This is a genomic window from Dolichospermum sp. UHCC 0315A (assembly GCF_008121535.1).
GTDB classification, from domain to species: domain Bacteria; phylum Cyanobacteriota; class Cyanobacteriia; order Cyanobacteriales; family Nostocaceae; genus Dolichospermum; species Dolichospermum lemmermannii.
The window spans coordinates 650,508-663,406 of record NZ_CP043056.1; the positions used below are offsets into that span (position 1 = coordinate 650,508).

General features: G+C 38.6%; 11 protein-coding genes and 1 tRNA gene. 10 read left to right on the top strand and 2 right to left on the bottom strand.

Annotated features, from left to right (window positions below):
- Window positions 1-36: 36 nt before the first annotated feature.
- The 3 genes from BMF77_RS03005 to BMF77_RS03015 all read left to right on the top strand — a co-directional run bounded on the left by BMF77_RS03005 (window position 37) and on the right by BMF77_RS03015 (window position 1,310).
- Window positions 37-765 carry an HAD family phosphatase gene (locus tag BMF77_RS03005; RefSeq protein WP_148760538.1) on the top strand — a complete coding sequence of 243 codons (729 nt, stop codon included), beginning with the start codon at window positions 37-39 and terminating at the stop codon, window positions 763-765.
- A gap of 45 nt (window positions 766-810) precedes the next feature.
- A tRNA-Ala gene (locus BMF77_RS03010) sits at window positions 811-883 on the top strand.
- A 214-nt stretch (window positions 884-1,097) separates the two neighbouring features.
- Window positions 1,098-1,310 (top strand): hypothetical protein, encoded by a 213-nt coding sequence (locus BMF77_RS03015; protein WP_246863053.1) that lies wholly within the window; start codon window positions 1,098-1,100, stop codon window positions 1,308-1,310.
- A gap of 182 nt (window positions 1,311-1,492) precedes the next feature.
- On the opposite strand, the gene BMF77_RS03020 is transcribed toward BMF77_RS03015, so the two are convergent.
- Window positions 1,493-4,021, bottom strand: a complete 2,529-nt coding sequence (locus BMF77_RS03020) for a mannose-1-phosphate guanyltransferase (protein ID WP_148760540.1) — start codon at window positions 4,019-4,021, stop codon at window positions 1,493-1,495.
- 330 nt (window positions 4,022-4,351) lie between these two features.
- Between BMF77_RS03020 and BMF77_RS03025 the strand changes: the two genes are divergently transcribed.
- On the top strand, window positions 4,352-4,546 hold the full coding sequence (locus tag BMF77_RS03025; RefSeq protein ID WP_015079930.1) for a hypothetical protein: 195 nt from the start codon (window positions 4,352-4,354) through the stop codon (window positions 4,544-4,546).
- Between the two features lie 143 nt (window positions 4,547-4,689).
- On the opposite strand, the gene BMF77_RS03030 is transcribed toward BMF77_RS03025, so the two are convergent.
- Entirely contained in the window at window positions 4,690-4,959 is a 270-nt protein-coding gene (locus BMF77_RS03030) for a YciI family protein (RefSeq protein ID WP_148760542.1), read from the bottom strand.
- Window positions 4,960-5,365: 406 nt separating this feature from the next.
- On the opposite strand from BMF77_RS03030, the gene urtA reads away from it, so the two are divergent.
- The 6 genes from urtA to urtE all read left to right on the top strand — a co-directional run bounded on the left by urtA (window position 5,366) and on the right by urtE (window position 12,847).
- The gene (gene urtA / locus BMF77_RS03035) at window positions 5,366-6,682 is read left to right on the top strand and encodes an urea ABC transporter substrate-binding protein (protein ID WP_148760544.1); all 1,317 of its coding nucleotides are present in this window, start codon (window positions 5,366-5,368) and stop codon (window positions 6,680-6,682) included.
- A gap of 206 nt (window positions 6,683-6,888) precedes the next feature.
- Window positions 6,889-8,049, top strand: a complete 1,161-nt coding sequence (locus tag BMF77_RS03040; RefSeq protein WP_148760546.1) for a branched-chain amino acid ABC transporter permease — start codon at window positions 6,889-6,891, stop codon at window positions 8,047-8,049.
- A 51-nt stretch (window positions 8,050-8,100) separates the two neighbouring features.
- Entirely contained in the window at window positions 8,101-9,276 is a 1,176-nt protein-coding gene (gene urtC / locus BMF77_RS03045; protein WP_246863054.1) for an urea ABC transporter permease subunit UrtC, read from the top strand.
- Window positions 9,251-10,024 (top strand): urea ABC transporter ATP-binding protein UrtD, encoded by a 774-nt coding sequence (gene urtD / locus BMF77_RS03050; RefSeq protein ID WP_148760548.1) that lies wholly within the window; start codon window positions 9,251-9,253, stop codon window positions 10,022-10,024. The genes urtC and urtD overlap by 26 nt, the downstream gene beginning before the upstream one ends.
- 194 nt (window positions 10,025-10,218) lie before the next feature.
- Complete coding sequence (locus tag BMF77_RS03055) at window positions 10,219-11,808, top strand: iron uptake porin (protein WP_148760550.1); 1,590 nt, start codon at window positions 10,219-10,221, stop codon at window positions 11,806-11,808.
- Between the two features lie 340 nt (window positions 11,809-12,148).
- Complete coding sequence (gene urtE, locus BMF77_RS03060; protein ID WP_148760552.1) at window positions 12,149-12,847, top strand: urea ABC transporter ATP-binding subunit UrtE; 699 nt, start codon at window positions 12,149-12,151, stop codon at window positions 12,845-12,847.
- Window positions 12,848-12,899 lie beyond the last annotated feature (52 nt).

Genomic DNA, 12,899 nt, shown 5'->3' on the forward strand with positions numbered 1-12,899 from the left:
AAATAATCATCTGGAGGATTGTTTCCAGTTTGCACTATGAGTTTAAAGGCAGTTTTATTTAATTTTAATGGTGTCATTATTAAAGATGGATTAATCCATATCCAACTGATAGATGAGATTCTTATACAGCAAAATCTTCAACCTCAACGGGTAAAAGAACGTGAAGACTTTTTAGGGATAAGTCATCGCGCTTATCTGCAAAACCTGCTGAAAAATCGTGGTAGGGTGGTGACGGAAGCTTATATGGCTCAATTACTCACTCGCAAAGCTCAAGCTTATGTGTTGGAATTGGAGAAGCTGGAAAAATTGCCTTTGTATTCGGGAATTGAAGATGTAATTTTTCAGATTCGTTCCCGTCATCTCAAAATGGCGTTAGTCAGTGATGCTTTATCCCTAGAAATTGAAATGGTATTAACATCTGCTAAATTAGCTGAATACTTCCCTGTAATTGTGTCGGGGGATGATATCAGCAGCGATAAACCTAACCCGGAAGGCTATTTGCTGGCGGTTGAACGTCTAAATCAGACATATCCAGAATTAAACTTAGAACCTGATGAGTGTTTAGTGATTGAAAATACTCGGACAGGTATTCAAGCAGCTAAACGCGCCCAAATGCAAGTGGTAGGAGTAGCGAATACTTACCCTTTCCAGATGCTACACCGTCAAGCTAATTGGACGATTGATTATCTGATTGATTTGGATTTACAGCGAATACAGGAAGTTTTTTTAGAAAAAGATGTGCAATCTGTCGTTCCTGAGTGTTAGAATATAATATGTTTATCAGAGTTGTTAACTTATAAGCACGAATAAGGGGAATTAGCTCAGTTGGTAGAGTGCTGCGATCGCACCGCAGAGGTCAGGGGTTCGAGTCTCCTATTCTCCATTAATAAAGATGAATGGCTGAATCACTTAGAGGTTGTTTGAAAAGTATTATATCAAATCGGTAATCTCCAAAAACCTAACCCCCCCTACCCCCCTTCCCTGCAAGGGAATGGGGGTTTTAAAGCCTCTCCCCTTGCAGGGGAGAGGTTTGGAGAGGGGTCAGTCTATACATTCAAAACTTTTCAAACACCCTCTTACAGAATTTAGATATATTTATGGATAGACATAACCAAAGAGAATGGAAAAAGTTTAAAAACGACTTTCGTAAAATGCCACCAGAAAAAGAATTTGTATTTGAAAAAAGAACCTTTAACTTAGCTGTTTCCTTCTGCTTTGTTGGCGATATTGGCTATGATCCAGATGATAACTACAACCGTGAATATAGATTTGAAGACCGTCAAAAACAATATGGATTTCAAAATCCTTAAACCAAACTCTTAATTCCTCTCTGCGTCTCTGCGTGAGAAAAAACATCATACAGCGGTTTCCGCTCTTATGAGGTACAAAGTTGAATCATGAAACTCTTGTAGTGCGGGCATCTTGCCCGCTAGATATGTACCTCATAACACCGGGAAGTGCTGTAAAAGGTGGGGAAACCCCACCCCAAGAATTACATATCCAACCTGTAATTTTCCTGTTCACGTTCCACAAAATGCTGGACACGGGCGCGATAATCTCTGAGAGTTTCATCAACCCAATCCCGATCGCTACTGTTAACATAGAGATGGACTAACGGCTCACTGGCATCAGGTAAAACCAATAGCCAATTGTCATCATAGGGTTGACGAATTTTCACACCGTCAATTAACTCCAAATTTTGCGCTGGGTGAGTTTCCACCAAATAGCGCATTAACGCCCCCTTAGCAGTCCAAGGACAGCGCACAGTGTAACTTCTATTAATCACACGAGGTAATTCAGAACGTACGGTTGCGAGCGATCGCTCTTGAATGGTTAACATTTCAATTAGCTTGGCAATGCAGAACATCGAATCAAAGCCTGGATGTAATTGGGGAAAAATAAACCCAGTTTCCCCACTCCCACCTAAAACCACATTGGGATTTTTCTGACAAGCTTCCATTAAAGCTGTCGGATTCGCTTTAGTTCTAATCACATGACCATCATGACGATGGGCGACCAATTCCACCGCACTGGAAGCATGAACCGGCACAACCACCGAACTTCTGGGATTTGCAGTTAACATCATATCAACCATTAACGCCGTTAGCATTTCCCCCCGAATGGAAAAACCCGATTCATCAACTAATATGAGTTGTTCCCCATTAGCGGATACCTGCACACCAAAATTAGCATTTACCGCTTCCACAACATGGCCTAATTGAGTTAGCAGTAATTCTCTATCAGCGTTGGAAATGGCCGTTTTATTCAAACTAGCATTTAGCACCACCGCATCAGCCCCAAATTTATCTAACATTTGCGGTAGAACTGCCCCAGACACAGCGTAAACATAGTCAATGACCACCTTTGCCCGACTGTTCCGCAGAGTGTCCACATTCAATAATTTTTCAAAAGCCTTACCATAGCAATCCACTAATTGGGCAGAATATATGACATCCCCAATTTCATGACTTTGGGAACGACGCATATCTTCTTTAAAATACGCCCCTTCAATTTTCTTTTCTTGGGCTTTAGAGATATTAATCCCCTTAATATCCATAAATTCAATCAAGATATAATCCCGACGTTCTGGGTGAACCCGCACATGAATCCCTCCGGCTACTGACATTGTGGGGATCACAGTTCGAGCGATGGGAATGGCTGTAGTATCTAGATTCTGGACATCCACCCCGACAGACATTAAACCCGCAATTAAAGAACGTGTCACCATGCGGGAAACATTGCGCTGGTCACGAGAAACCGTTACCACTGAACCTGGTTTCAAAGTCGAACCATAGGCAGCGCCCAACTTCACCGCAAACTCTGGGGTAATATCAATATTGGCTAAACCCTGAACTCCGCGCTGTCCAAATAAATTCCGTTGGGCAGTATTTCCCCAAATCAGATTAATATTTAAAATTGCCCCAGACTCAATCTTTTTACTCGGCCACACCCTCACCCCAGGGCTGATTTGCGCTTCTTCTCCCACGGTAGACAATGAACCCACTACAGCCGCTTCTAATACGTGAGCGCGTCTGTCCACACGAGTCCCACGAGCAATTACACAAGCCGATAATTGGGCTTCATCACCAATAATTGCTCCATTCCAAATAATTGGTCGCTTTAAATGAGCATCAGCACCAATTGTGACATTATCACCAATTACTGTCCCATCTTCAATTTTTACTCTCGCGCCAATGCGGCAATTGTTACCAATTATGGCTGGGGTTTCAATTTTGGCTGTAGGATCAATATAAGTATTTGCTCCTACCCATAAACCGGGAGCAATTTCTGGATAAGCCACTTCTAATTTTACCTTTCTTTCTAAGCCATCATACTGAGCTTGTCTGTAGGCATCCAAGTGACCCACATCGCACCAGTAACCCTCGGCAATATAACCATAAATTGGCTCGTTTTTGGCTAGTAATAAGGGAAATAAATCTTTAGAAAAGTCGCATTCAATATTTTCTGGTAAATAGTCTAAAACTTCTGGTTCTAAAATATAAGTGCCAGTATTAACAGTATCAGAAAAAATTTCACTAGTAGAGGGTTTTTCTAAAAATCGGTTAATCCGTCCTTGGGCATCCGTAATTACCACACCAAATTCAATGGGGTTAGGCACACGGGTTAAAATTAAGGTGGCTTTTGATTGTTTTTGTTGATGAAATTCAATGGCCGCAGTTAGATCAAAGTCTGTGATACTGTCACCGCTAATTACTAAAAAGGTTTCATCCAAAAGTTCAGTAATGTTTTTAACACAACCTGCTGTTCCTAATGGTTGGTCTTCTTCGATAGCATAGGTCATTTGTACGCCAAAATCACCACCATCTTGAAAGTAATCACGGAGAACATCTGGTAAATAATGTAATGTAGCAATTACTTCATAAATCTGGTGTCGTTTCAGGAGGTTGATAATATGTTCAGCAATGGGACGATTTAAAATAGGCACCATTGGTTTGGGTAAATCGCAAGTCAAAGGACGTAACCGCGTTCCTGAACCACCTGCCATTAAGACTGCACGCATAAATTCTCCTAAGCTTGGCTAAAAGTATAATGTTTTTCTTCCTTTAGTCTCATACAAATATTGAGATCTAAGGAACTTCCCTAAGAAATATCTTTTAAATAATTCAAAATTCAAAATTAATACAGCATGAACTTTTCAGGCATTGAGAATGGGTAGTTTATTTAGGCTATCATGTAATAGGACGAATGGTGGCAGTCTGTGATTCTAATTTAAACTAGAATTCAGTAAGGACAGTGCCGATAAGTAATGAAAGAGGTTTTAACTTTCCTGTAGTCAGCAATCAAGTTTCTTTACATAAAATTATGCCAGTTATTAAGGGAGTTGATGGTCATGATTGATTTACTTGTTTTCGGAATAATCGTGGTTTATCTCGGTGGTGTTTGGAAGTTTTGGACTGGATTTGGTAGAACTAATTTTAATCAAACTTTACCTAATCGGATTGGTTTGGCTTTGCTATGGCCTGCTTTGTTTTTAGCTAATCCATCCTATCGTCGCAATTTTCAAAAGGCACTCAAGGGTAATTAAGTGATAATAATTCAGGTAGTCCGATAAAATCCCCGACTCCTTTTATTTATTGTGTCTACAAATTATAAATTGATGTTAGAAGTCGGGGATCTGGGTATGGTAATTATGAATTAATTATCTTTGTTAAAAATTGTGTCAACTCACTAAAAAGCCTGAATCCATTCTTTAACAAAATACTCTGTCCAAATGCCGTTTTGCCAATAGGGATCTGATTCCACTAATTGACGAACGGTGTTTTCGTCTTCAGCTTCGTAAATAGCAAAAACTTGAGTTACATCTTTTGTGGGGCCAATGGTAATTAAAATCCCAGATTCTTTCTGTTGTGCTAATCCGGCTAAATGGTCTTGACGATAGGGTTCGCGTTTGCTGAGAACGTCTTCACAATAACTTCCCCATAAGATGTATTTTGTCATAATTATTTGTTATTGATATTTGTTAATAGAATAGCAACTTTATCTGAATTTTTGACTATTTCCAGAAAATTTTGCCATACTTGGTGATTTTTTACTTTGAGTCTTGTCATTCTAACACTTCTGATACATAAAATAGTCAACTTTTATGCTTTCAGAACTGACGCACTGTAACAATTAACCGTAGTGGATTAAGAATAATGTGATTATATAATTTATGACAAGTATTGATATGTACTAGCCTATAAAAATACAAAATAAATTATTCAATATCATAAATATGTGGTTATTACACCAATCTTGAGGTATATTTTTATTAAAATAAATTACGATTTTGTATAACAAATCACAGTTTAATAGTTAAATATAGAACTAATATCTCAGTTTAAAAAGATAACTAATCAAAAATATGGGTAAGCAATTTAACCGACGTAAGTTTCTGCTTTATGGTGCAGCGGGTATTGGTAGTAGCATTTTTTTAAAAGCTTGTGCTAATAACTCTCCAAATACTGCGAATAGTCCAGCAGCATCCACCAGTATATCTCCCGTAGCTGGTATGGGTGGTAAAACCATCAAGATAGGTATTTTACATTCTCTCAGTGGGACAATGGCTATCAGTGAGAAAAGTGTTGTAGATGCGGAGAAACTAGCAATTAAGGAAATTAACGCTGCTGGGGGTGTTTTAGGTAAACAAATTGAAGCAGTTGTTGAAGATGGCGCTTCTAATTGGGATACCTTTAGAGAAAAAGCTACCAAATTGATTGACCAGGATCAAGTAGCGGTGGTTTTCGGGTGTTGGACTTCTGCTAGTCGTAAAAATGTCAAGCCAGTTTTCGAGAGCAAGGATCATATGCTCTGGTATCCTGTGCAGTATGAAGGTCAAGAATGTTCTAAAAACATTTTTTACACTGGTGCAGCCCCAAATCAACAAATTGAACCTTCTGTTGATTGGTTGTTGAAGAATAAAGGTAAAGAGTTCTTTTTAGTAGGTTCTGACTATGTTTTCCCCCGCACTGCTAATAACATTATTAAGGCTCAATTGGAGGCTTTAGGTGGGAAAACTGTTGGGGAAGATTACTTACCTTTGGGTAATACGGAAGTAACAGCTATTATTACGAAAATTAAGCAGGTTTTACCCAGGGGTGGTGTAATTTATAATACTCTTAATGGTGATAGTAATGTTGCTTTCTTCAAACAGTTGAAAGGAGCGGGATTGACACCAGATAAGTATCCTTCCATGTCTGTGAGTATTGCGGAAGAGGAAGTTAAAGCCATTGGGGTGGAGTATCTAAAAGGACATTATGCTGCTTGGAACTATTTTCAAACAGTAGACACACCTGCGAACAAGAAATTTGTGGCGGCTTTTAAGAAAGAATACGGTGAAGATAGAGTAACAAACGACCCAATGGAAGCGGCCTATATCGCCGTGTATTTGTGGAAGCAATCAGTAGAAAAAGCAACTACAACTGACTTGGCGAAAGTCCGGGCTGCGGCCTATGGTCAAACTATAGATGCACCTGAAGGAAAAGTGACTGTTAATGCCAATCATCACATATCAAAAATTGTGCGGATTGGTCAAGTCAGACAGGATGGCCTATTTGACATTGTTTATGCTACCCCCGCACCAGTTGAACCAGTTCCTTGGAATCAATTTGTAAAAGAGACCAAGGGATTTGCTTGTGATTGGTCAAATCCTGCAAAAGGTGGTAAATACAAGAAGGGTTAATTTGGTGTTCAGTTGTCAGGGGTTAGTTATACAACTGCATCTCGATAAGGTACATATATGCGGGCAAGATGCCCACCCCACAAGAGTTTTACTATTCATATTTGTACTTTGTTTAGTGGCAATCTGCTGTGAGGTGAAAATAACTAAAAAATAACTAATAGCTGACAACTGGCTATTAAGAATAAATTGATAATTGCAGGGATAAAATGTTAACAGGTTTCTTGGAAGCTATATTTAATGGTGTTAGTATTGGCGCTGTTTTATTAATTGCTGCGTTAGGATTAGCTATCATATTTGGCTTAATGGGTGTCATTAATATGGCTCATGGTGAGCTAATTATGTTTGGTGCTTATACAACTTTTGTTGTGCAAAATATTTGTAAGCAATTGGGTGGGGTTTGGTTTGAAGTTTATATATTTTTGGCTTTGATTATTGCTTTCGTTTTCACTGCTGGTGTGGGATTAATTCTGGAAAAAAGTGTAATTCGTTATCTCTATGGACGACCTTTAGAAACTCTGTTAGCAACCTGGGGAGTAAGTTTAATTTTTCAGCAGTTTGTCCGCAGTGTGAATTTATTATTGATCATCGCGATAGCTTTGTTTTCTGTTCTGTTTTTTGGGGGTTTATGGATTTTAAATTCTCGGAATAATTTCCAGAAAATTCGTAACTGGGTTGTGGGAGTTTTACTATTTTTGTCCCTAGGATTGACAATCACAATTTGTAATTTATTAAGTAAAACCTATCAACAAGCGGTAACTTTACCTTGGTTTGGCGCTCAAAATGTGGATGTTACAGCCCCTAGTTGGTTACAATCTGGTGTATCTTTAGCTGGTGTACAATTACCTTATGCGCGGTTATTTATTATTGTTTTAACGATTATTTGTGTGGGAGGAATTTATCTATTTTTGCAACATTCTCATTGGGGATTAAGAATTAGGGCTGTTACTCAAAATCGCAGTATGAGTGCTTGTTTGGGTATTCCCACTCAAAAAGTTGATGCGATTACTTTCGCGCTGGGTTCAGGGTTAGCTGGTGTGGCTGGATGTGCAATTAGTTTACTCGGTTCTGTTGGACCAAATACTGGACAAAATTACATTATTGACACCTTTATGGTGGTGGTTGTTGGTGGTGTGGGTAATTTAGCTGGTACGATTTTGGCGGCTTTGGGAATTGGGACAACTAATTATTTGATTGGTTCGGGAACTTTGGCTTTGTTGTTGGGTCCGGTTAAGCCTTTGGCTGATTTATTTAGTTTTTTTGCAACTACAAGTATGGCTAAGGTGATGGTTTTTGCGTTAATTATTGTGTTTTTACAGTGGAAGCCGGGCGGAATTTTTCCCCAAAAGGGTCGTCATGTTGATGTTTAAATTATGGGAAATTTAACGCAGATAAACGCAGATAAACGCGGATTTTAGAAAATGGATAAGTTAGGAATGATGAAAATTAAAAAGGGGCGAAGTTTAATATTAGTTGAAGTTGGGGTAGTTTGTGCGATCGCTTTAATTTTGATTTTGATGATGCCGGTTTTACTTTCAGATTTTCGTCTGAATTTATTGGGACGATTTTTGTCTCTGGCTATTATGGCTTTAGGAATTGATTTAATTTGGGGTTACGCTGGTTTATTGAGTTTGGGACATGGGATTTTCTTCGGTTTGGGTGGATATGCGATCGCTATGTACCTAAAATTGCAAGTTCCCACGGGGGAATTACCGGATTTTATGGCACTTTATGGTGTTATGGAACTTCCTGGATTTTGGCAGCCTTTTTCTTCTTTTCCCCTGTCTATGGCTGCTGTGGTGATGATTCCGGGTTTGTTAGCAGGATTACTCGGATATTTAGTATTTCGTAATCGCATTAAGGGCGTTTATTTTTCGATTTTGACTCAAGCTGCAATTATTGTATTTTTCAATTTTTTTAATGGACAACAACAATTTTTTAATGGCACAAATGGACTCATAGATTTTACCACTTTTCCGCCTTTATCTTGGGGAGTTAATGGCAGTGGTGCTATAGTTAGTGATAGCAAAACTCAATTTGTTTTTTATGTCTTGACGGTGGTATTTTTGGCGGCTACTTATGGGATTTGTCGCTGGTTAACTAGTGGACGTTTTGGCCGATTATTAATAGCTATTCGTGATGATGAAAGTCGGGTGAGATTTTCTGGCTATGACCCCACAGATTTTAAAGTATTAGTATTTGCAGTTTCGGGAGCAATTGCTGGTATAGCTGGGGCATTTTACACCGTTCAAAGTGGTTCTGTATCCCCTAGATCCATGGATATTGGCTTTTCTATTGAAATGGTGATTTGGGTGGCTGTGGGGGGAAGAGGGACGCTAATCGGGGCAGTTATTGGCACTTTATTAGTTAATTATGCCCGGACTTTTTTAAGTGAACAATTCGCGGAAATATGGCTATTTTTTCAGGGTATACTATTATTAATTATCGTCATCTTGCTTCCTGATGGCATCATGGGATGGTTAAATAAACAAAATATCCCTTTTGGGAAACGTCAGCAATTAAAACCTTCTGATACCTATCCTAGTTTAGAAGAAGATATGGAGGTGAAACATGAGCGACAAAATCTTGGAAACTGAAAATGTCACCGTTAGTTTTGACGGTTTTAAAGCATTAAACCAATTAAATTTTAGTATGAATGTTGGTGAATTGCGGGTAGTAATTGGTCCAAATGGGGCTGGAAAAACTACTTTTTTGGATGTAATTACAGGTAAGGTGCAACCAACCATAGGAAGAGTCCTATTTAAGGGTAAAAATTTACGTTTTTTAGCTGAACATCAAATTGCACGGCTGGGAATTGGGCGCAAATTTCAAACTCCACGCATATATCTTAATTTAACACCTTTTGAGAATTTAGAAATCACTAGTAATCGTCAGAAAAATGTCTTTTCTACCTTGTTTCATTCTATCAATTCTGCGGAAAGAAATAGTCTGAAAGGCTTATTAGAAACGATTGGTTTAACTGCAAAAGCAAATATTCCAGCGGCTTTATTATCCCACGGAGAAAAGCAACGTTTAGAGATTGGAATGTTAGTAGCGCAATCTCCCGATTTATTACTTGTTGATGAACCAGTGGCTGGTTTAACAGATGAAGAAACCTATAATATCGGTAATTTATTATCAACATTAGCGGAAAGTCATTCAATTTTAGTGATTGAACATGATATGGAATTTGTGCGACAAATTGCTAAGAAGGTGACAGTATTACATGAGGGTTCAGTATTGTGTGAAGGTGATTTTGAGGAAGTGAGAAATGACCCCCGCGTTATTGAAGTATATTTAGGAAAACAGGAAGAGAATCATACCCCCCTTAATCCCCTTTTGTAAACGCATCACTGACTTCAAAAATAGTTACATTTTAGCGATAAAATAACCCTAACTTTAGTCCATTTAAGTGGTATAATAGCATTTAGTGATTGGTGCTTTGAGAACTACTTTTAGTTTCTAGCTTCCAAATTAGAGTTGCTAAGAATTATTCTTAATGGCTCCAATTATTCGTAAAAAATCAGGTGTGAAGAAAAATGCAAAAGCTCTTAACATATTTACTTGCTAGTTCGACTGTTATCAGTGCTATACTATGGACAAGTTATGGAGTCTTGGCTGAAGAAATACCAGCAAATAATCAACTCCAGACTGACACTAATTCTGAACAATTAAATATAAATAATCAACAAAAGGTAATATCTCAAGTTACCTCCGTGTCTCAGTTATCTGATGTCCAACCTAATGATTGGGCATTTCAGGCATTACAATCATTGGTAGAACGCTATGGATGTGTTGCAGGTTATCCTAACGGGACTTTTCGGGGTAATCGGGCGTTGTCACGATACGAATTTGCGGCTGGTTTGAATGCTTGTTTAGATCGAGTCAATGAATTAATTGCTACTGCTACCGCTGATTTAACGACAAAACAAGATTTAGCAACAATCCAAAAGTTGCAAAATGACTTTTCCGCAGAACTAGCAACCTTAAAAGGGCGTGTAGACACTGTAGAAGCCAAAACTGCTGATTTAGAAGCCAATCAATTTTCAACTACCACAAAACTGCAAGGACAGGTTGTTGCGGTTGTTAGTGGTGTTGTTTCTGGTGATAAAGTTGGCACTAATAACATTACTAACAAGAATACGACATTAGGTGCTAGAACTAGACTGGAGCTTGTCACCAGTTTTACTGGAAAAGACACACTGTTTACCAGGCTAGAAAGCAACAATATTAACAGTTTTGGTCTTAATACTACAGAAGGTAAATTGTCCTTTGCCAGTGGCACACCTAATAGCAATGTTTCCATAGGTGCGCTTTCCTATGGATTCCCCCTTGGTAAAAACACTTATGCCAACATCATAGCCAATGATGGTATAATTCTCGACCTTGACAGCACATTGAATCTGTTTGATGGGAATGGTGGGTCCGGTGCTGTGTCCGCATTTGCAACCAGAAACCCTATCTATGCCCAATTGGGTGGGGCAGGACTAGGTGTAAAACAAAACATCGGTAAAAATTTAACTCTCAGTTTAGGTTACTTAGCTAGTCAACACAATACCCCTACTCCTGGAAATGGGTTGTTTGATGGTCCCTACGGCGGTTTAGCACAATTAACAGTCAAACCAAGCGATCGCATTTCCCTTGGTTTAACTTACATCAATTCCTATAACAAGTCACTGGCTACAGGTAGTAATAACGCCACATTTGCCAATCTTGCCCCTGGTACAAACTTTTCCAGTAATTCCTACGGTGTGGAAGCATCTTTAGGTATTACGAAGAAACTTATTTTAGGTGGTTGGGCTGGATATACCAATAGTCAAGTTTTGACTGGTACCAAAGGAAAAGCGGAAATTTGGAACTATGCTGTTACTTTAGGTTTACCAGATTTGGGTAAAAAAGGTAACTTAGCTGGCATTGTATTTGGTATGGAACCAAAGGTCACGAATTCTACTGTTACTGGAGTTACGAAAGATCCAAATACCTCCTATCACGTTGAGGGATTTTATCAATACAAGGTCAGCGATAATATCACCATTACCCCCGCTGTAATTTGGCTAACAGCCCCAAATCACGATGATAGCAGTAGCAATTTAGTAATTGGTGCTTTGAGAACTACTTTCAGTTTCTAATCATAGCAATTAGTTGACACTCTCCGGTCTAAAGACCTACGGTGTACACACATCTCTAGTACCGCAGTGCGGAATTAAAAATTAAAAATTAAAAATTTAAAAAGCAGATTACACAAGCTTTTGTCAAATTTTTAATGGTTGATTGACTTACGCCGTTGTGTACTAGATAAAGATGCTAAACGCTATTCGATCCCCCTAAATCCCCCTTTCTAAGGGGGATTTTGAGAAGTTTAGCCCCCCTTTTCAAGCTACGGTGTACACACAAGTTTCTTGACAAGGGGAGGGGGATGGTGGGCTAAAATTGGGGAAAATTAAAATAGTTAATCAGGTTAATTTTATAATGCTAAAAATTTCTAATCTTAACGTTCATTATGGTGAAAGTCATATTCTCAGAAATGTAGATTTGACTGTATTATCAGGACAGATGGTATGTTTAATTGGCCGCAATGGGGTGGGAAAAACAACCATGCTAAAAACAATTATGGGACTTCTTAAACCCAGCAGCGGAATTATTAATTTTGCAGGGGAGATAATTAACGGTAAACAAACTTATGAAAGAGCGAAAATGGGTATTGGTTATGTGAGTCAGGGAAGGGAAATTATCCCACGATTAACAGTTAAAGAAAATCTGCTTTTGGGATTAGAAGCTAGACAAAAACCAGTCAAAAAACCAGAAATTCCCCCAGAAATTTTTAGTTTATTTCCAGTATTAAAAACTATGCTTTCTCGTATGGGTGGAGATCTAAGTGGTGGACAACAGCAACAATTAGCGATCGCTCGTGCTTTAATGGGAAAACCACAACTACTCGTATTAGACGAACCGACGGAAGGTATTCAACCCTCAATCATTTTGGAAATTGAAGCCGCAGTCCGTCAGATTATTGAAACTACAGGGATTTCTGTTTTATTGGTAGAACAACACTTGCATTTTGTCCGTCAGGCAGATTATTATTATGCTATGCAAAAAGGGGGGATTGTTGCTTCCGGTCTAACTCAGGAACTTAGTCAAGATGTGATTCAAAAGTTTTTGACGGTTTAGTGATAATTGATAAGAATAAAGCCAGGGAATAAATTCCCTGTCTCATAGCAAA